Source organism: Enterobacter sp. J49 (assembly GCF_002148625.1).
Taxonomy (GTDB): Bacteria; Pseudomonadota; Gammaproteobacteria; order Enterobacterales; family Enterobacteriaceae; genus Enterobacter; species Enterobacter ludwigii.
The window spans coordinates 171,782-191,831 of record NZ_MWPY01000031.1 but is presented as its reverse complement, the minus strand read 5'-3'; the positions used below and the strand labels follow the sequence as shown (position 1 = coordinate 191,831).

Annotated in this window: 14 protein-coding genes; 11 read left to right on the top strand and 3 right to left on the bottom strand. The window is 54.4% G+C overall.

Annotated features, from left to right (window positions below; genetic code table 11):
• The first annotated feature begins 130 nt into the window (after positions 1–130).
• From puuD to puuE, 5 genes are all read left to right on the top strand, one after another.
• Positions 131–895, top strand: a complete 765-nt coding sequence (gene puuD, locus BJP35_RS12645; protein WP_086463273.1) for a gamma-glutamyl-gamma-aminobutyrate hydrolase — start codon at positions 131–133, stop codon at positions 893–895.
• A gap of 25 nt (positions 896–920) precedes the next feature.
• Positions 921–1,478: an HTH-type transcriptional regulator PuuR gene (puuR, locus tag BJP35_RS12640; protein WP_086463272.1), complete on the top strand. Its 558-nt coding sequence runs from the start codon at positions 921–923 to the stop codon at positions 1,476–1,478.
• 150 nt (positions 1,479–1,628) lie between these two features.
• Positions 1,629–3,122 (top strand): aldehyde dehydrogenase PuuC, encoded by a 1,494-nt coding sequence (gene puuC / locus BJP35_RS12635; RefSeq protein ID WP_086463271.1) that lies wholly within the window; start codon positions 1,629–1,631, stop codon positions 3,120–3,122.
• Complete coding sequence (locus BJP35_RS12630; protein ID WP_086463270.1) at positions 3,119–4,399, top strand: FAD-binding oxidoreductase; 1,281 nt, start codon at positions 3,119–3,121, stop codon at positions 4,397–4,399. The genes puuC and BJP35_RS12630 overlap by 4 nt, the downstream gene beginning before the upstream one ends.
• 25 nt (positions 4,400–4,424) lie before the next feature.
• Positions 4,425–5,696, top strand: coding sequence for a 4-aminobutyrate transaminase (gene puuE / locus BJP35_RS12625; protein WP_086463269.1), 1,272 nt, complete (start codon positions 4,425–4,427; stop codon positions 5,694–5,696).
• 679 nt (positions 5,697–6,375) lie between these two features.
• On the opposite strand, the gene BJP35_RS12620 is transcribed toward puuE, so the two are convergent.
• Positions 6,376–7,392 carry a RepB family plasmid replication initiator protein gene (locus BJP35_RS12620; protein WP_086463268.1) on the bottom strand — a complete coding sequence of 339 codons (1,017 nt, stop codon included), beginning with the start codon at positions 7,390–7,392 and terminating at the stop codon, positions 6,376–6,378.
• A gap of 870 nt (positions 7,393–8,262) precedes the next feature.
• Between BJP35_RS12620 and sopA the strand changes: the two genes are divergently transcribed.
• The 3 genes from sopA to BJP35_RS12600 all read left to right on the top strand — a co-directional run bounded on the left by sopA (position 8,263) and on the right by BJP35_RS12600 (position 14,098).
• Entirely contained in the window at positions 8,263–9,429 is a 1,167-nt protein-coding gene (gene sopA / locus BJP35_RS12615; protein WP_086463267.1) for a plasmid-partitioning protein SopA, read from the top strand.
• Complete coding sequence (locus BJP35_RS12610; RefSeq protein ID WP_086463266.1) at positions 9,429–10,385, top strand: ParB/RepB/Spo0J family plasmid partition protein; 957 nt, start codon at positions 9,429–9,431, stop codon at positions 10,383–10,385. The genes sopA and BJP35_RS12610 overlap by 1 nt, the downstream gene beginning before the upstream one ends.
• A gap of 2,894 nt (positions 10,386–13,279) precedes the next feature.
• The gene (locus BJP35_RS12600; RefSeq protein ID WP_179193668.1) at positions 13,280–14,098 is read left to right on the top strand and encodes a LysR family transcriptional regulator; all 819 of its coding nucleotides are present in this window, start codon (positions 13,280–13,282) and stop codon (positions 14,096–14,098) included.
• 471 nt (positions 14,099–14,569) lie between these two features.
• Here BJP35_RS12600 and BJP35_RS12595 read toward each other — a convergent pair whose 3' ends face one another.
• On the bottom strand, positions 14,570–15,070 hold the full coding sequence (locus tag BJP35_RS12595) for an SHOCT domain-containing protein (RefSeq protein WP_086463263.1): 501 nt from the start codon (positions 15,068–15,070) through the stop codon (positions 14,570–14,572).
• 279 nt (positions 15,071–15,349) lie between these two features.
• On the opposite strand from BJP35_RS12595, the gene BJP35_RS12590 reads away from it, so the two are divergent.
• From BJP35_RS12590 to BJP35_RS12580, 3 genes are all read left to right on the top strand, one after another.
• Positions 15,350–16,081, top strand: a complete 732-nt coding sequence (locus BJP35_RS12590; RefSeq protein ID WP_086463262.1) for a hypothetical protein — start codon at positions 15,350–15,352, stop codon at positions 16,079–16,081.
• A gap of 270 nt (positions 16,082–16,351) precedes the next feature.
• Complete coding sequence (locus tag BJP35_RS12585; RefSeq protein WP_086463261.1) at positions 16,352–16,708, top strand: hypothetical protein; 357 nt, start codon at positions 16,352–16,354, stop codon at positions 16,706–16,708.
• Positions 16,709–17,033: 325 nt separating this feature from the next.
• A complete protein-coding gene (locus BJP35_RS12580) occupies positions 17,034–17,993 on the top strand; it encodes a sensor domain-containing diguanylate cyclase (protein ID WP_086463260.1) in 960 nt (319 codons plus the stop codon).
• A 48-nt stretch (positions 17,994–18,041) separates the two neighbouring features.
• Here BJP35_RS12580 and BJP35_RS12575 read toward each other — a convergent pair whose 3' ends face one another.
• The gene (locus BJP35_RS12575) at positions 18,042–20,039 is read right to left on the bottom strand and encodes a heparinase II/III family protein (RefSeq protein ID WP_086463259.1); all 1,998 of its coding nucleotides are present in this window, start codon (positions 20,037–20,039) and stop codon (positions 18,042–18,044) included.
• Positions 20,040–20,050: the final 11 nt, after the last annotated feature.

Sequence of the window (20,050 nt, the reverse complement as noted above, 5' to 3'; positions counted from 1 at the left end):
AATTGTTTGTCAAATGTTAAATTAAGTTTGCAAAAGGCAGATCCCGTTGCTAGATTGAGAAAATATTGAACGAAAAGGCCGTTTTACAGGTTAAACCGGCCTAAATTTAGTCCACTTTGTGAGGGCGATCATGGAAAATATAATGAACAAGCCAGTCATTGGCGTGGTGATGTGTCGAAACAGGCTTAAGGGTCATGAGACCCAGACCCTGCAAGAAAAGTACCTGAATGCCATTATCAACGCGGGCGGATTGCCGATCGCATTACCCCATGCGCTGGCGGAGCCCGACCTGCTAGCCGCGCTGCTGCCCACCCTGGACGGAATTTACCTGCCGGGCAGCCCCAGTAATGTGCAGCCGCACCTGTATGGTGAAAACGGCGATGAGCCTGACGCCGATCCCGGGCGAGATATTCTGAGCCTGGCGCTGATTGCCGCCGCGCTCGAAAGGCGCATCCCCATTTTCGCCATCTGTCGGGGGCTGCAGGAACTGGTTGTTGCCACAGGAGGGACGCTGTATCGTCGCCTGTTCGAGCAGAACGATCTGCTTGAGCACCGGGAAGATCCTGAGCTGCCGGTTGAGCTACAATACGCCCCGTCTCATGAAGTGCAGGTTCAGGAAGGAGGGCTGCTGTCTCAATTAATACCAGGCTGTAACACATTTTGGGTAAACTCGTTACACGGGCAAGGTGCACGAACGTTAGGGCCACGGCTGCGCGTGGAGGCCCGTTCGACAGACGGGCTGGTCGAAGCGGTCAGCGTGCATGACCACCCTTTCGCCCTCGGTGTGCAATGGCATCCCGAATGGAACAGCAGTGAGTACGCCCTGTCACGTATGTTGTTTGAAGGTTTTATCACCGCCTGTCAAAGCCACATCGCCGAGAAGCAACGGCTTTGACCACTACCGTTAAGGAAATGCAACTATGAGCGATGACGGACTGGCGCCAGGGAAACGTCTGTCTGAGATCCGCCAGCAGCTGGGTCTCTCGCAGCGGCGTGCCGCCGAACTGTCTGGGTTAACACACAGTGCCATCAGCACCATCGAGCAGGATAAAGTCAGTCCTGCCATCAGTACGCTGCAGAAGCTGCTGAAAGTCTATGGGCTGTCGCTCTCGGAATTCTTTTCGGAACCGGAAAAACCTGATGAACCGCAGGTGGTCATTAATCAGGATGATCTTATCGAAATAGGCAGTCAGGGGGTTTCGATGAAGCTGGTTCATAACGGAAATCCGAACCGTACGCTGGCGATGATTTTTGAAACTTACCAGCCTGGCACCACAACCGGGGAGAGGATCAAACATCAGGGTGAGGAGATCGGTACGATACTGGAAGGTGAAATTCTGCTGACCATCAATGGCCAGCCCTATCACCTGGTTGCAGGGCAGAGCTATGCCATTAATACCGGCATCCCGCACAGCTTCAGCAACACCTCGGCCGGTATTTGCCGCATTATCAGCGCCCACACCCCCACCACTTTCTGATTATCGTTCAGTCCCGGCTCTTGCCGGGACGCTACTGACAGACGCGCTTTAACGGCATTTTACGGGGTCATCCCCGGGATGCCTCACGGCCTCGTATCGCCTGAAAACTGTCGTGCCTGTATTTATCTGATTGCGAAAAAAGGAGTGAATATGCATTTTCAGCACCTGACGTACTGGCAGGAAAAAGCCAAAAAGCTCGCCATTGAGACCCGGTTATTTATTAATGGTTTCTATTGCGATGCCGCCGATCGTTCGACCTTTGAAACCGTCGATCCGGGCGCGCAGCAGACGCTGGCGAACGTGGCCCGGGGTAAAAAAACGGACGTTGATCGTGCCGTGCAGGCCGCACGAGACGTATTTGACCGTGGTGACTGGTCACAGGCGGCGCCGGCACAGCGAAAGGCGGTGCTGAACACGCTCGCCGATCTGATGGAGCAGCATCGTGAGGAGCTGGCCTTGCTGGAAACCCTGGATACCGGTAAACCCATCCGACACAGCCTGCGCGACGATATTCCCGGTGCTGCACGCGCCATCAGGTGGTACGCCGAAGCGGCGGATAAAGTCTACGGCGAGGTGGCCCCCACGGGTCCTGACGAGCTGGCGATGATTGTGCGCGAGCCGATTGGGGTTGTCGCCGCCATCGTCCCCTGGAACTTCCCGCTGTTGCTGGCCTGCTGGAAGCTGGGCCCGGCACTGATCGCGGGCAATAGCGTGGTATTAAAACCGTCGGAAAAATCGCCGCTCACCGCCCTGCGGCTGGCCGGGCTGGCGAAAGAGGCTGGCCTGCCGGACGGCGTGCTGAACGTGATAAGCGGTTACGGGCACGAAGCGGGTGAGGCGCTGGCGCGGCATCCGGACGTCGAGGTGCTGACCTTTACCGGCTCTACCCGCACCGGTAAGCAGTTACTGAAGGATGCCGGGGAAAGCAACATGAAGCGCGTCTGGCTCGAGGCGGGGGGCAAGAGTGCCAACATCATCTTTGCCGACTGTCCGGATCTGGACAAGGCCGTGAGCGCGACCGCTGCCGGGATTTTTTATAACCAGGGGCAGGTGTGTATCGCGGGTACCCGCCTGCTGCTGGAGGACAGCATCGCCGATGACTTTCTGACCCGGCTGCAAGCCCAGGCCCGTCACTGGCAACCGGGTGATCCGCTCGATCCTGATACCACGATGGGCATGCTCATCGACAATGCGCATGCCGATACCGTGCACACCTTCATTCGTGAGGGAACCCGTCAGGGCACTCTGCTGCTGGACGGGCGGAAACAGCCCTGGCCGGCCGCCGTAGGTCCCACCATTTTTGTTGACATCGATCCTGCCTCCCCGCTCTGCCGGGAAGAGATCTTCGGGCCGGTTCTGGTCGTCACCCGTTTTAAACGTGAAGAGGATGCGTTAGCGCTGGCAAACGACAGTGAATACGGGCTGGGTGCGGCGGTATGGACCCGCGATCTGTCCCGCGCCCACCGCATGAGTCGCCGCCTGAAGGCGGGCTCAGTCTTTGTGAATAACTATAACGACGGGGACATGACCGTCCCCTTTGGCGGGTATAAGCAGAGTGGCAACGGTCGCGATAAATCCCTGCATGCCCTGGAAAAATTCACCGAACTGAAAACCATCTGGATAGCTCTGGAGTCTCAACCATGACCGAACATACCACCAGTTACTACGCGGCCAGCGCGAATACCTATGCACCGTTCCCGACGCTGAAGGAATCCATCAGTTGTGACGTGTGTGTGGTGGGCGGCGGCTATACCGGTCTCTCTTCTGCCCTGCACCTTGCCGAGATGGGTTATGACGTGGTGCTGCTTGAAGGCGCACGCATTGGTTTTGGTGCCAGCGGGCGCAACGGCGGGCAGCTGGTTAACTCTTACAGCCGCGATATTGATGTCATTGAGAAAAACTACGGCCCCGATACCGCCAGGATGCTCGGCAGTATGATGTTTGAAGGGGGAGACATCATCCGGGAGCGTATTCAGCGCTATCAGATCCCGTGCGACTACCGCCCCGGTGGACTCTTTGTCGCGCTGAATCATAAGCAACTGGAGACGCTGGAGGAGCAAAAAGCAAACTGGGAACGCTATGGCCATACGCAGCTGGAGTTGCTGGACGCGAGTGAGATCCGCCGGGAAGTCGACAGCGAACGCTATACCGGCGCGTTGCTCGATCGCAGCGGCGGTCACATTCATCCCCTGAATCTGGCCATCGGTGAAGCCGACGCCATCCGGCTTAACGGGGGCCGGGTGTATGAACAGTCACCGGTCACCGCCATTCAGCACACCACGCCGGCCGTGGTGAGCACCCGACACGGCCAGGTCACCGCCCGCTATGTGATCGTTGCCGGCAATGCCTATCTGGGTGACAAGGTTGAGCCGGAACTGGCAAAACGCAGCATGCCCTGCGGGACCCAGGTGGTCACGACCGCGCCGCTGTCCGACGACCTGGCCCGCTCGCTGATCCCGCGCAACTACTGTGTGGAAGACTGTAACTACCTGCTGGATTATTACCGTCTTACCGCTGACAACCGTTTACTTTACGGCGGCGGCGTGGTGTATGGCGCGCGTGATCCGGAGGATGTTGAACGGCTGGTGATGCCAAAATTGCTGAAAACCTTCCCTCAGCTGGAAGGGGTAAAAATTGACTATCGCTGGACCGGCAACTTCCTGCTGACGCTGTCACGGATGCCGCAGTTTGGTCGCCTGGATAAGAACATTTACTACATGCAGGGTTACAGCGGCCACGGCGTGACCTGCACCCACCTTGCCGGACGGCTGATTTCAGAATTGCTGCGCGGTGACGCCGAGCGGTTTGATGCCTTTGCGAACCTGCCGCACTACCCCTTCCCGGGCGGCCGCAGTCTGCGAATTCCATTTACGGCGATGGGCGCGGCGTATTACAGCCTGCGCGATCGTCTTGGCGTGTGATCATTTTGACTAAAGGGTATCTGACATGAGCAACAATGCATTTCATCAGCGCAGACTTTCGGCCACCCCGCGCGGCGTGGGCGTGATGTGTAATTTTTTTGCCCGGACCGCGGAGAACGCCACGCTCACCGACGTGGAAGGGAATGAGTATATTGATTTTGCCGCCGGGATCGCGGTCCTGAATACCGGGCATCGTCATCCTGAGCTGGTGGCGGCAGTGGAAAAACAGCTGCACCAGTTCACCCATACGGCCTACCAGATTGTGCCGTATGAGAGCTACGTTTCCTTAGCCGAAAAACTGAACGAGCTGGCCCCGGTGCCGGGTCCGGCGAAGACGGCGTTCTTCACGACGGGGGCGGAAGCGGTGGAAAACGCCATAAAAATCGCCCGCGCCCACACCGGTCGACCCGGGGTGATTGCCTTCGGGGGCGGCTTTCACGGCCGTACCTACATGACCATGGCGTTAACCGGTAAGGTCGCCCCGTATAAGCAGGGATTTGGCCCCTTCCCCGGCTCGGTCTATCACGTACCGTATCCCTCTGAACTGCACGGCATCACGACACAGGATGCCGTGACGGCCCTGGAACGTCTGTTCAAGGCGGATATTGAGGCGAAACAGGTGGCGGCGATCATTTTTGAACCCGTGCAGGGCGAAGGCGGATTCAACGTGGCACCGAAAGAACTGGTTGCAGCCATCCGCCGCATCTGCGATACACACGGGATCGTCATGATTGCTGACGAGGTACAGAGCGGCTTCGCCCGTACCGGTAAACTGTTTGCCATGGAACACTACGACGACAAGCCGGATTTAATGACCATGGCCAAAAGCCTGGCTGGCGGAATGCCGCTATCTGGCGTGGTGGGGCGTGCTGAGATCATGGACGCGCCGGCACCGGGTGGACTGGGCGGCACTTATGCGGGCAACCCGCTTGCGGTGGCGGCTGCACACGCCGTACTGGCGATTATCGACAACGAGTCCCTGTGTGCCCGTGCGCATCATCTGGGCGAGCGTCTGAGCGCCACGCTTGAGGAGATCCAGCGAGGCTATCCTGCTCTCGTGGCGGTAAGGGGGATGGGGTCGATGATTGCGGCGGAGTTTTTCGATCCCGTCAGCCGTGAACCGTCGGCAGCAATAGCGCAGGCGATCCAGCAAAAGGCTCTCGCGCACGGTCTTCTGTTGTTAATCTGCGGTCAGTACGGAAACGTTATCCGCTTCCTGTATCCGCTGACCATCCCGGATGTCCAGTTCAGTCACGCGCTGGCTATCCTGCAACAGGTGATGAGTGAGAAGGCGTAAGCGCCAACAGCAAACCGTCCCGCGTAACGCCCCTTGCGGGACGGGCAGACAGGCCGGCTTTAGCCGGCCACGCGCATTGCCTGCCTGACGTCGTCAGAACCGCCTTTCGCGTTGTGTGAGGCCCGCATTACCCCTCCTGCGGGCAACACGCGGTGATCTCTTTACCTGGCAGAAGCTGCTCGCGACGTCCTTTCCGCCGCTACGCCCCCATCGCTCATCTTTGCCCGGTCTTCAACCGGGACTGCCCTGTCGTAAGGGGCAGCGCGCAGTCACCCGCCTCCTCCACAAGCATGAAGCTCAATGAGGGACTCAATCCGATCCCCGCAGCGGTATGCCCTGCCCTGCCTGCGATCCAAAAAGGATCCTTTTGGCTGGTACGAGTATCTTGACTGCGATATGCGTTTTCACATACCGCAGTCAAGGAAAGCTGTATATCAAGCACTTGGCGCATACTTCAGTCAAGATAGAGGGAGTTTAAGAGGGGTATCCATGCCGCAGTCAATATTTTAAAGGGATCGTACGGAGAAGGCCTTCCAGACATAGCAGGGATCACATTGACTGCGGTATGCGCGATATCAGGGCTATCAATGCGATCCTGTGCACATTTCACGGGCGGATCCGCATACCGCAGTCAATGGCTTATTTCCTGCATACTGCAGTCATGATTTCCATACCATAGTCAATTTTCAGGTTTCATATTGGCCAGGACATCTGCCAGTTTTTTCGGATCGATACCGGCCGCCTGAAGGGCCTTGATCACTTCTTCATAATTCTGTTCTGTCTCGTTCCCGGCAGGCACGTCTTCTTTCTTAATGGTTTTCGCTGGGCTGCTGATAAGCTTAGGATTACGATAGTGGACGCTGAAGTAGGAAGACCGTCCGCGCTTGAACTCCGTATAATCGAGGTAGCCGATATCCTTGAGCTGTTCCATGGCTTTACGAACGGTATGGTTTTGCGTGTAGACATTCGAGGTGAGATTGAGCCGATCACGCATACGCTTCATTGAGATGGGCGCAGGGTTCTGTGGAAGGCTCTCAATGAACGTGTAAAGCGCCTGGGCGGATTCTTTACGCTGAAGGGCATCTATGGCCTTCAGACGCAGCAGAACGCGTCTGTCCATGTGGTAGAGCTCAAACAGCTTAGGTTCTGCTTTTATCTCGATGACGTCTTCATTAATATCATAGAAAGCCGACTGGACCAGGTGTGTGGTCCACCCTTTCGTCTCGCTCTGAAATTTAAGAGTGACGGAAGCGAGTTTGAAAAGTGAGTTACTGATTCTATCGCGCATTTTCTTGTTAGAGCGTCGCGAATCGAATCCACACATTTTAACGAACTCAACAAAGGAAAGCTCGAGGGTATCTTTTTTGACGCCATATTCGGACATGGAGCGGATGATCCCGAGCCAGACTTTGAAGTCGGTATCCATGTCCAGACGGGATCCGGTGATCTTAACGTCCGTATACCCTTCGCTGCGGGCCACAGAGAGCTGTATCAGTTCATCCGTGGCGTCAGTAACGTTTTTGCGGTTAGCTTTACTTTTCCCTGTGGACTTGAGTGTTGGAACAAACAGGCCGAGACGCATAAGCGCCACAGGCTGAACCGTGCTGGTGCTGTTGACATCCAGGTTAACAACCTCGCCGGACGACTTATCAACTTCCTCAAGATTAAGGGGTAAGTCCTTCTTTTCACTCTTCATTTGTTATTCCAGGAGTTATCCACATGAGAAGGGTCCATTACATAGCGCAGTCAATGGAAATCCATACCCCAGTAAATGTGTTTGCATATCACAGTATTAGTAATTGCACTCTACAGTCAATATAATACATCCTTCAGTAAAGATCGATCCTTACCTGGACCAGTAACGACGCGGCCTGCAGCGAAGCGGGGATCTCTTTTGGATCTCTATAGGATCTCTATAGGGATCTCTTATTGGATCGTCCCTGTGAATAACGAGCATAACCCAGTTCTCCCCTGCAGATCCTTCGGTGATCAGCCAGAAAGCACGCAGAAGCGCAGGATGCATTCTGTTAGCGCAGCTGCACATCGCAGTCACCTCTCTTCCATACCGTAGTCAATGAAACAAACAATGATGCTGTAACTGCCTGTATTATCTGATACTGGTCAACATAATATTGACTGCGGTATGTGGCATTCGCTCACTGATAAAGCCTGATCGCGTTCTGAATGCATACCACAGTCAATAAAGCCATTACCTTTCCTGCAAGCTAACAAAGCAAATTTGCATGCCGCAGTCGTGAACTGATGATAAGGCAGACACTATTCCCACCCGGCACCGCCGTTTTGTTCATACCGCAGTCACTAAAGTGAATCACGCCACACTTCGCAGTAAAGAAGCATCCTTTTTTATTCACTACGGTATGTAAAAAGATGACACAGGCATGAGCGCCTCACGAGGAGATACGGTATGGTGAACAAAATGCGATCAACTTTGCATTAATTAATCAACTTTGCAATTTTACTGAGGGTTTGCACTTAAACTGTTGCTTTGCATTATTCTTCAAGATTTAATAAAATGATGCAAAGCAATGATTAAAGGATGTTCAGAATGGGACTTATGGATACTCTGAACCAGTGTATTTATGCTGGTCACGAAATGACAAGAGCGATTGCTGTCGCGCAATTCAATGATGACAGTCCGGAAGCCAGAAAAATAACCCGTCGCTGGCGCATTGGGGAAGCTGCCGATCTGGTCGGTGTCTCTTCCCAGGCCATTCGCGATGCTGAAAAAGCAGGACGCCTCCCCCACCCTGATATGGAAACACGTGGACGGGTTGAGCAGCGTGTCGGGTACACGATCGAGCAGATCAACCATATGCGTGATGTATTTGGCACACGACTGCGTCGTTCAGAAGAGACCTTTCCTCCGGTCATCGGAGTGGCTGCCCATAAAGGAGGCGTTTATAAAACGTCCGTCTCCGTGCACCTCGCACAGGATCTAGCCCTGAAGGGTCTGCGTGTCCTGCTGGTGGAAGGTAACGATCCTCAGGGCACGGCCTCGATGTACCATGGCTGGGTTCCCGATCTTCATATTCATGCCGAAGATACGCTGTTGCCTTTCTATCTGGGTGAGCGGGATGATGCCAGCTATGCAGTAAAACCCACCTGCTGGCCGGGGCTCGATATTATCCCTTCCTGTCTGGCCCTTCACCGTATCGAAACTGAACTGATGGGCCGATATGACGAAGGCAAGCTGCCCACGGATCCGCACCTGATGCTTCGTCTGGCCATTGAAACGGTGGCACACGATTATGATGTGATCGTGATTGACAGTGCGCCGAACCTGGGCATCGGTACGATCAACGTGGTCTGTGCGGCGGATGTTCTGATCGTCCCGACCCCGGCCGAACTGTTTGATTACACCTCTGCCCTTCAGTTCTTTGATATGTTGCGCGATTTACTGAAAAATGTGGATTTGAAAGGTTTTGAACCCGATGTCCGTATCCTGCTGACAAAATACAGTAATAACAACGGCTCACAGTCACCGTGGATGGAAGAACAAATCCGTGATGCCTGGGGTGGCATGGTACTGAAGAATGTGGTCAGAGAGACAGATGAAGTCGGTAAAGGTCAAATCCGTATGCGTACGGTCTTTGAACAGGCCATCGATCAGCGTTCTTCGACCGGAGCCTGGCGAAACGCGCTGGCCATCTGGGAGCCTGTCTGCAATGAAATTTTTGACCGTCTGATTAAGCCTCGCTGGGAGATGAGATAATGAAGCGTGCACCGGTGATCCGTAAAACAACCGTCCCTGCAACCCCTGTTGAAACGGAACAGGCGCCAGCAGCACCCATGGTGGATTCTCTGATTGCACGTGTCGGCGCGATGGCTCGAGGCAACTCCATTGTCATCCCGGTCTGTGGCCGGGACGTAAAATTTACGCTGGAAACGGTTCCGGGCAATATCGTGGAACGTACCACCCGCGTCTGGGCAGGCAATGAGCGCGATCAGGATTTGCTCACCGAAGAATCTCTGGATGACCTGATCCCCTCCTTTCTGCTGACCGGCCAGCAAAATCCGGCCTTTGGTCGCCGTGTTGAGGAAGGCATTGAAGTTGCCGATGGTAGCCGACGCCGTAAAACGGCGATCTTAACGTCGAGCGACTATCGTGTTCTGGTGGGCGATCTCGATGATGAGCAAATGGATGCGCTCTGTAAGCTGGGCAATGATTACCGTCCCACCAGTGCTTATGAGCGTGGCAAACGTTATGCCGCTCGTCTGACTCAGGAATTTGGTGGCAACATTTCTGCTCTGGCCGAGGCGGAAAATATTTCCCGCAAAATCATATCCCGCTGCGTGAATACGTCAAAATTGCCGAAAGAGTTGATTGCCCTCTTCTCTCATCCGGGTGAACTCTCTGCCCGTGCGGGCGAAGCTCTGCATAAAAGTTTCAGTGAGAAAGAAGACCTGTTGATGCAGCAGGTTCGCCAGCTCGCCGATCGCAAAACTGCCGGGGTTATCTTTGAAGCGGATGAAGTGATCCAGTTACTGAACAATGCGCTTACCCGCGAGCCTGTCAGACGTACGTCTCTGTCCACAAAACAGCAGATTGTGAAAGGGGCTACGGCTATTTATAAAGGTGACAAAGTAGTCTATCAGCTGGATCGTTCTCTCCTGCCCGGTCATGTCATCGACCAGATTGAAGCGTTGCTCAGTAGTCTGAAAGACTGAACGCCTGTTTTCATCAGGAGCCCCGACGGGCTCCTTTTTTTTGCCTCTGTTAATGCCATGCACTTTTCGAGACCGGCTGTGGTTACAGGGCAAGGACGGGACCACGGTCCCACGTTGCCCCCTTCTCTGCCCCATCGCTACTGAACTACGCTGTCGTTCCCTTCCCTGCCAGCCTTTTAATCTTTACGTTCATCTCATAAACATAACAAAACATCAGCGCCTTCATAGGGTTATATGCGGGCTTGCTCTGGAATGATGACGGATATGCGTTTACCGGGACCGTGGTCCCAGCCGGCATCGGTTTATCCTTCAGGCTATTCACAATTGCCCTCTTTTACCGTGCGATTGCCCTGCCCGGCAGCTATGACATCTTCACAGCCATCCCGGGCAGGAATAAGACATCACCCGCATCATGGTAACGCCTGGCGGCAGTCTGACACATGATGCCGTTTATTCCCTTCCTGCCTCAGTTGACGGGCTCATCGGGTCAGACCGGGACCACGGTCCCATTACCGAACCCTGACAGCTTGCTGAAACAAAAACATGCACCATGGCGATTTATTCTTAACCGACTCCCATTACGCGGTATGGGTGGAGATCACTTCTTCTTCGCCTCGCTGTCTGCTTCCTTATTCTTGATACACTTGTGCGGCACATTTTCACGGTGGGACCACGGTCCCGGTGCTCTTGTGGGCACGATGTTTCCGCCCTGTGTTTATTGCTGTACATCCTGCAAGCAATGCCGTGCGGGACATTCAGACCAGGCAGAACCCGTTCCGCTACCGTGACGGGACGCCAGACGGCTGAGGCAAATACATGCTTTTTTTCTGCATACGAACAGTGGTTCTAGCCAGTACCAGTACCCTTCAGGTGGGACCATGGTCCCGGTTGATCTCTTTGCGTGAGCTGAATGTGCACCTGAACCCAGACTGCCGCAATGCGCGGTAAAAAATCTGTGTTCCGTGCCGCCTGCAGGCATACCCGGCGTTGTACCGTATTGCGACAACCGTGGAATTTTTATGATTCGTTTCAGGCCCGGGTACCCTTCCAGAAACCTTCCTGTTCGCAGAACCGTTGTCGATGAAGAACGTGAATGCCTTGTCCGTTTCGTGGATGCCCAAGACCGACCGCTGCTTTGACGGGATGTCATGGCGAAGGTGGGACCACGGTCCCACCGTTATTCAGACGGTGACTTCGTCCACTCACTGTTCCATACCCGCACCTACGTATGGGACCATGGTCCCGGCAAATGTAACTGTTTAACATTGTATCCATACGCCATACGAGTGGGCTAATGAGATGAGCTCTTGCGCAGACTGCCTGAATCAGCTATTGGGACCACGGTCCCACACGAGAGAAACGTTCAGATGATGGATCCTGGTTGCAGAGGAATGGTCCTGCAGTCTGAGGCAATTGTGGTAAGGATATGACTCCAAACGCCTCCATTCAGAACCTTATGGTGTTCATCGCAAAGACAATCTCTTCCCTGAGTAAAGGATAATGGCAGGGGATACACGGGATGGGCAGTGTCCGGGACGGTGAGAAGAGACCCCTGGACCCTTGTCCCGTCCAGGAGGTCTCACCCTGAGTGAGGGTGCAGCACTGCCTGCAACGGACAGACCTGCCTGTCCGGGGCGGGTATTTTACATTAACAAAAGGTAATAGCGGTGGCTGGGACCATGGTCCCAACGGGGAAGTCACACGCTGAATGAGGCGTTATCATTGCCTGTCATACCCAGACTGGTCTGTCCGAACCGGATACATGCATAGCGTTAAAGTAAGGACACTGACTGGGACCGTGGTCCCGATCATGACATCTCATGTTGACCAGGCAACTCAACGCAACCTGTGTGACCCCAAAGGACATTCTGAACAATACGTTCACCCTCACTTAAATGTAAAGGTCATTACCTGGTACCATGGTCTCGCTCTGGCAATCTCAGACTGAGAGAGGCGTCCCGCGCCGCCTGTATTGACCCAACAGGATCGTCTGAACCTGGTGTTATCCTGAGAAGAAAGTAAAGGATACCGACCGGGACCGTGCTCCCGGTCATAAAGTCTGAGGCTGAAAGAGGGGGCCGTGCTGCATGTCATGCCCAGACTGTCCCTGTCCGGGTCGGTAAAGGCATGACCTTTAAAAAGGGGGCACTGACCGGGACCATGGTCCCGATCGGGAAATATCAGCTGAATAATGAGACAACACTACCTGTCAGGGGCAGGCCGCTCACTCTCGACCGCGTGTAACGTCTCGCGTCAATACGAAGGGAAATATGCCGGGACCATGGTCCCGGAGCCTGTGATGACTTTTGGGCGGTCGGCGTGGTGTGTTCGGATGCGCTAACCGTTCGGACATGAATGGACCGCTCACATCTTATAGTCAGTGCACTCCTTTTACTCTGGAAAAAGGGCAGGTGAGCCACAGACGTTCTCTCATCTGCTGTATTTTACAGCCCGAAATTTAAATATCGGGTGCGTTGTTGTACGTCACCCGGGCCTTACGACCTGCCATCGATTGTATCTTGTTGAATTTTATACTATTGATGTGTGTTTTTTCATCAGAGACGGTGGTGGCAGCCTTAGAGCTGGCCAAATACCTTACACAACGGTTCAGGACTCGCGTTTTGTCTGCACTGGCTTCTGGTTGTCGCAATGCGGCGCGCCCGGCTCAGGGTGGGGCAGGGGACTGCGGAACTTCACCTTGCTGTGACGGCGTACACTCATGACTGGTTACAACTTCCGGGCTGACCCTCCGGCACCGTTGAGGAAGGGTTTATCTCCGCTTTGCTATTTCTGGGATGTTTTTTGTTTCGTTAGAAATAAAAATTAGGCTAAGGATTTATATCCCTGTTGGTCATTATGGTGAAGGTTCAGAAGTCGATGTAAAGGGGATGATTGTGTTTATATCTAAGGCTATGGCCGCTTTTGTCACGGTGGCGCAGGAAAAGAGTCTCAAAAAGACAGCGGATAAACTGTGCCTGACCGTACCGCCGGTCTCGAGGATGCTGAAAAATACCGAAAACTGGTTCGGTGAAAAGCTGGTCATTATCGAGCGTAACAACGTGACACTCACTCCGTTTGGCATCAACGTTTATCGGCAAATTTTGCCGCACTATCTCTCCCTTCAGAGTATTTCGAAGCGTAAAAGTCGGGCCCCCTTAACGATATCGTCGCCGGTGGTGCATGCCTCCTTTTTTGACGAAATCCTGCAGATCGTGGTCCCGGATATCCGGGACTGCCCGGTCATCAAGTACGCCGAACATATCCATGACGATGACGATCTGTTTATCCACCTGAATCCGGTCGCCTGCCCGGCCTGTTTTGAAGAGTCTGTTCGTTGTCTGGAACTGTCCCTGACCTGCCACAATACGGCAGCGGCGCTGTGGGCGGAACTGAATCTGCTGGTTGGCAGTGAACTGCTGTATTCGGAGGCGTTTCATGACGCCCTGCAGACATTACGGGCTCAGGGGTTTAAAGGGGAGGTTCGATTGCTGGATAATGCGAAAATCAGGGCACTGTTGCAGCAGAGTGGGGCAGGGTTAACCTTTCGCTGCAAACCGAACGTGTGTGAAACCGTCCGGTGCGGCGACCCTGTTTTTTACCAGCAACCGTTCTACGTGTACCTGAATAAATATTCACGCGCGCGTCTTCCAGAGGAGAACGTGATGTCTCTCGTGAACGAAGGAGAAAATACGGGGAGTCACACAAAAGCATAGGGCATCAGGAACAGTAAATGCGCTGCATGTTTTCAGGCCTGGTACACCCCTGTAACCTTGCCTTACGACACGCAGCGCAAATAGGGGAAGACGTTAAATATTAAGACATCATACTAACATAGCTGATATCCCGTCTTATGCATTTATGCGGATTAAATATCAGAATGTTCAGGCGCTGAAGCACTGATTTTAACAACGCGCACTTATCCTTTATTGTTCATCGTGTTATTTACCGGAATGAAAATCTGACCGTGTCACGACGGCAGGGAGATGTGACAGGTAAATTCTGTCAGACAAAAAAAGGTTGCGTTGTTGCGGGATGATCCCCTGCTCATAATTAGCCTGGAAGGGGAGGGGAAGCGGTGGACCGGTTGAACAACCCGACAGTTCGTTGTGCAGGAAGCGCCATCAGAACATCAACCCTGCGGATTAATATAATGGCGCGACGTTTATTCATACCGGTGATGGCGGTTAAATCAGCTCCATTAATTTGCTTTTTTTCGCTTGGAATTCCTCTTCCGAAATAATGCCGCTCTCTTTTAGTCCGGAGAGCTTTTTGAGCTGCTCATAGGGATCCTGATGAGCCCCAGCCGGTTCTGCTGCAGGCGTTTCTGTCTTGATCTCGCGCCCGGCTTCAATGGCCTCAATCAGGGCCAGCTCAGCCTCTTTGCTGAACATCTTAAACTCCAGGTCGTCATGGGAGGTATGGATCCGGATGACCCGGTGACCCAGCGTGGATTTGCGTTCAATCGACGTGATGGATTTTAACGGGATGGTCTCAATCACTTCTCCGATAAAACCCTTGCGGTAGAACGCCACACGCTGTCCTGTCACGATGAGCACGCCATTATGCTGTCTGTCCTTGCCATTACCCATCATTTTGCCAATATAGCCTTCCCCCCACTGGATAACCGTTTCACCGGGATTAAGGTGGTTCGCCCTGAATTTCTCCACGTGCTTATTGTCTTTCATTAACAAACTCCTTTTTAGAACACCAGAATGCCTTAACCCGGCATCGGATTAAAACCGCTGTAAATTGAATTATCTATATTATTCTATCGCAGCGATAACTGCATCCGCCAGTGTGGGTCAGAGCGGACGGTCATTCCCCGGACAAACAGGTTCAGGACGGTGCCAGCGTTATTCCCTGTCAGTTTGCCAGAATGGTACCTGAAAATTTTACGCATCCTGCGGATTTATTTGGTAGTATAGGCTTGTTTTCACAGGAAATTATGAACCATAAGGAACATGATGAGCACCTTGCTTTCTTTACTCGCTTTTGTACTGTTTGTGGCCTTTATTCTCGGCCTGATTAAACCCTCACTTGTCCAGATGCCCAATCGCAAACGATCCTGCGCCATCTATCTGGGCGGTTTTCTGGCGTTGTGCGCGGTGAATGCGATCATCCAGCCGGCGGACAGCCGTCAGTCTGTGGCGAAAGACGCTGTGAAACCGAAAAAGACTGAAGCTGCTCAGCCAGCCTTTAAATATGCAGACATGACCCTGGACGAATTTCGCAAAGCGCGTAAAGATAAGCGGCATACCATCATAAATGCCTATATGGCCCTCAATCCCGTCGCCGCCGGATATACCGAGGCCTTTTATGCCTGCGTCAGTCAGCATACCTATACCACCCAGCCTGAGACGACGCTTGGCGTGGTCTCAGGCTGGTGCTTCAATGAATACCAGAACAATCCAGCGTTGCTGCAGAAACGGATCAACTTTGATACCTTCCAGGATAATTTCAGCGGCTGGAACGGGGCTTACCGTCCGCTGGAGACGCTGATTAAAGCCAGCATGCATGATGATTCCTCCTACAAACACCTTTCGACGCTGTACCGTCTGGTGCTTACCGACGATCCGCATGCCACCGTACAGACCACTTTCCGCGGCACGAACGCCTTCGGTGGGGTCGTCAAGGAGACGGTCTCTGCGCGCGTGGATCTGCGGACAGGAAACGTGATCTCGATAGATGAAAATTAAGGGTGTGAAGCATTCTCTGGCGGGGACTACAGCGTGAAAAACAGAATCCGTCAAACCCACGCGGTGCCGTGACGGTAAAAGCGAGGCCGGATGTTTAGCATGAAATCATCAATCTGATTTACTTAACATATCGTGCTCTTTATACTCGCAGAAAATGTTGTCCGACTTTTCAACGGCAGAGCGATGATGTCACTCTGCCGTTTTTTTGATCTTCTCCGGAGAAGGGCTAGCGCCAATCAAATCAGGAGACCGTAAGCAGTGAGGTCTTACATGCAAAAAACTGTTTTAGCCTGTGTCATGCTGCTCACCGGGTGCGTGGTAGCGGATATGGATTCCTCCCGTTACGATTATGTCCCCTGGATCCAGCTTTTCCAGAAACAGGACGCTACGGGCAGGACCAGCGTTACGCAGCGTAAGGCCGATCTGTATGCCTGCGGTGTTAACCCCGGTGCGGATCTTGACGATCCGCACTGGAGCCTGAATGGCTCCTATCGGGGAGAAACCAGCGCGCAGTTTACTGCCCGACGCGATCACATCCTGAGCTGCATGAAAGAGAAGGGATATCGCGTCTATGGTTTTTCGGAATGTGGTCCGAAGAACGCCCCGACCGGGCTTTGCCCTAACTAGTGCACACTGGGGGGCAAAACAGACTGTGCGCATACTCAGCCTCCCTGACCGGCAGTCGCTAGATACTGCCAGCATTTTTCTTTCAATTTCGTGCGGATCTCATCATCTGCACGGCGTCTGACCGTTAGCCTCATACTTTCCACAACCCCGCAGATCCCTTCAATGTCGTCGATGTCCATGTCTGAAACCAAAGAAATATCTTATCGCTCGTCATGCCAGCCAGGCGCACGTCAGGGGCAAGGAGCAATCTATACTTGTGTAGACTGATTCTGTGGTTCGAAAGAGTAAGTGAATCCGTGTACTCCTGGCGTCATGACGAGGTGATATGAAATTTCCTGGCCTTCCGCACAATGAAGAAGCGCGGCTGCAATCCCTGTATCAGAGCAATATGCTGGATGTTCGCAGTGATGAACAGTTTCAGCGGTTAACCCGGGTGACGAAGAAACTCTTTCAGGCCCCGGTGGTGCTTATCAGCCTCCTTGGTCGCGATCGTCAATGGTTTCTCGCCTGTGAAGGCGTGGCTGAGCGCGAAACACCGCGCGATATTTCGTTTTGTGCACACGCTATTTTGCAGCAGGGGCCGTTCATCGTGAACGATGCGTCTCTGGACGACCGGTTTCATGACAATCCCCTGGTCACCGGCTCACCGTACATCCGCTTTTATGCCGGTTACCCTGTTCATCTTCCGGACGGGCATGTGGGGGGATCGTTGTGCATCATTGACCGCAAGCCGCGTGAGTTCAGCGAGGCTGACATTGAGATGCTGAAAGATATGGCCTTCATCGTGGAAGATGAATTTAAGCTGACAGAGATGGCGATGAAGGACAGCCTGACGGGCTTACCGAATCGCCGTGGATTTTACCGCCGGGCGGAAAGACGCCTGTCTGAGGTCAATGAGCGGCATGCCGGAGCCAGTCTGATTTTCTTCGATCTGGATAAGTTCAAATCCATCAACGATCTGTGGGGACATGCTGAAGGGGATCACGTGCTGAAGACGTTCTCAGCGCTGTTACTGGGACCACTTGCCGAAGGGGATATTGCCGCGCGACTGAGTGGCGATGAGTTCGTGGTCCTGCTGGCAAACATGCCCGATGCCGCCACGTATCTTACGGTGCTCCAGGACGCGGTGGAGAACCATAACCGGCAGGCCGAAAAGCCATACAACATTAATTATTCGTATGGCGTACAGCATCTGGATCCGGCCAACCCGGTTTCTCTGGAGGAGATGCTGGCGAAAAGCGACAGCGTCATGTATTCACAGAAACGGAAAAAAATGCTGCCGTAGACAGCGCGTGTGAGCCTGACGGCGGCGAACCGCCGTCAGGCCTGAGACTCAGAAGTGATGGGTCAGGATCTCCCGGTGCTGGCTGGAGGCGATGTTGACGGTGTTCTGACGCAGGGAGATGAAGACGTTGCGCATCTGTTCCTCCTCAGGACTCAGGTCGATCACGTACACACTGACCACCGTCCTGGCGCGCGAGCGGGTTTTAAGGTAGCTCAGTGACCCGACGGGTGGATTTGCCGGACCGGTCAGCTGATGGAGTTCCGCATACGGATCGCTGCAGGCGCAGTGGATCTGGATTTTTTTCCCCGACAGGGTGCGGAACGGCACGCTCATCGTGCGCTCCATCTGGCTGACAAAGCAGTCGCTGAAGTAGTGCATCGGTTCGCCCGGGTCAGAAACATGCAGGGGGGTAAAAGCACCGGTGGACAGGAGCCGCTCCCCGTCTAGATGCAGGGTGTTGTCCAACTGACGGCAATGCGGGTTCGTCACGCGGGAGATATCAATCACCATGTGCTCATAGACGATCACCTTTCGCCGGTAGACGATATCCCGGTAAGCATGCGTATTCCACTCCACGCGGGTGAGGCTCGGCACGTCTGCCGGAGGCTGGCGCCAGTCAATTTCGACAGTAACCTCCGCGTAGTCATCCGTTTCCGTGAAGCTGAGGGTCTCGGGGTTCACCGGCGGCTGGTTGAAATTCTCCACACACAGGACGTTATGAGTGAGGGTATTTTTGTAGTAGCTGTAGTGCATCGGCGCGCCGTAACCGGTCGTGCCCATGTCCGGGAGGATCGCCACGTTGTCATCGTAGATAATGAGCCCGGGCTTGTCGTAGTGATCGTGCTCGCCCCCGTACGGGGTGTGTTTGAGCACTACGGCCCGGCCGTGTTCGGGACGGCGGATAATGGTGATGCCGTTGTCCGGATCGTGATAGTTCCCCGTCTCCCGGACCGGCTCCGTGAGGCGCAGGCGCGGATCGCCGTAAAGGAACGCCGCCAGGCTGGTGCGCGGCTCCCGGTCGTAGATGATGGAGAGCATCCGGGCGCAGGCCTCGTCCCCGGTGCAGGCGTAGGCAAACTCGTACAGGTCCGGGTACCTCACGGTGTCCTTGAGCGGTATACAGTCGTTAAAGGCAGGCTCGGTGTCATCGGGCATGAGCAGGTGTAAGGGCAGGGTGAGCATCCTGCGGTACTGCGGCATGCTCATCATGCTGTACTCCTGATGGGCGTAGCGGATCATGCGCTCAAACTCGAAGAAGCCCTGCAGGGCATAGTGGTGGTAGTGCAGGGAGCCTTCGAACCACAGCCCGCCCTTCAGCACGCCGCAGCGGAGCTGGTCCCGCAGCCCCCATGCCTCGTTCACCCCGACCTCGAGATAGTGCGCGTCGTCCAGCACTGCGCCTGCCATGGCCAGCGCGCTGTTGATCCGCACCTCATGGTTATGGAGCTGCTCCCAGCGCTTGCTGATAAGAAACTCGGCGCAGGCGCGAAGCAGATCCCGCTCGATGACCAGCCGCTCGTTCTCCGTCAGGTCGTCGAAAATCAGGTCATACCCCTTCACAAACTCGCACAGACACAGTGCGTCGCAGAGGGTCTGGGCGTTCATCTTGCCGGGGCCGTTGTAGGGGATCCCCCCGTGCTCGGCGTAGCCGGGGTAGTACCGGGCGTACTGCATGAGGATCTCCCGCACCCGGTTAAAGTAGGTTTTGTCGCCGGTGAGCATCCAGGCGATGCCGAGCTGGTAGCAGGCCCGGGCGTTGAGATCGTTGAGCTTGCGCCACCATCCTCCCCGGAACGGCTCGCCCGTCAGGACCTCGTCGCCGACCGGGCAGCGGTAGTGCTCGGAGGCGTGGCGGTCCCAGATAAGCGGCACGCCGTGGGTGGGGCAGAAGTAGAAGAGCTCCCAGCTGGCGCAGCCGGTTTCCGGCACCAGGACCGGATTGTTTAGCATCACGTCATTGTCCTCACGGATTTTCGTGAGGATGCGGGGATCGTCCTGATACGCCTGTCTCAGGCGCTGGATATCGGCTTCACTGAACTGTTTCATGGTGGTTTCTC

Excerpts from the sequence above, each read along its gene's own strand:
- BJP35_RS12590 (WP_086463262.1), top strand. The coding sequence starts at position 15,350 with ATGAGCACCTTGCTTTCTTTACTCGCTTTTGTACTGTTTGTGGCCTTT.
- puuD (WP_086463273.1), top strand. The coding sequence starts at position 131 with ATGGAAAATATAATGAACAAGCCAGTCATTGGCGTGGTGATGTGTCGA.
- puuC (WP_086463271.1), top strand. The coding sequence starts at position 1,629 with ATGCATTTTCAGCACCTGACGTACTGGCAGGAAAAAGCCAAAAAGCTC.
- BJP35_RS12580 (WP_086463260.1), top strand. The coding sequence starts at position 17,034 with ATGAAATTTCCTGGCCTTCCGCACAATGAAGAAGCGCGGCTGCAATCC.
- BJP35_RS12630 (WP_086463270.1), top strand. The coding sequence starts at position 3,119 with ATGACCGAACATACCACCAGTTACTACGCGGCCAGCGCGAATACCTAT.
- BJP35_RS12595 (WP_086463263.1), bottom strand. The coding sequence starts at position 15,070 with ATGAAAGACAATAAGCACGTGGAGAAATTCAGGGCGAACCACCTTAAT.
- BJP35_RS12585 (WP_086463261.1), top strand. The coding sequence starts at position 16,352 with ATGCAAAAAACTGTTTTAGCCTGTGTCATGCTGCTCACCGGGTGCGTG.
- puuE (WP_086463269.1), top strand. The coding sequence starts at position 4,425 with ATGAGCAACAATGCATTTCATCAGCGCAGACTTTCGGCCACCCCGCGC.
- BJP35_RS12610 (WP_086463266.1), top strand. The coding sequence starts at position 9,429 with ATGAAGCGTGCACCGGTGATCCGTAAAACAACCGTCCCTGCAACCCCT.
- BJP35_RS12575 (WP_086463259.1), bottom strand. The coding sequence starts at position 20,039 with ATGAAACAGTTCAGTGAAGCCGATATCCAGCGCCTGAGACAGGCGTAT.
- sopA (WP_086463267.1), top strand. The coding sequence starts at position 8,263 with ATGGGACTTATGGATACTCTGAACCAGTGTATTTATGCTGGTCACGAA.
- BJP35_RS12620 (WP_086463268.1), bottom strand. The coding sequence starts at position 7,392 with ATGAAGAGTGAAAAGAAGGACTTACCCCTTAATCTTGAGGAAGTTGAT.
- puuR (WP_086463272.1), top strand. The coding sequence starts at position 921 with ATGAGCGATGACGGACTGGCGCCAGGGAAACGTCTGTCTGAGATCCGC.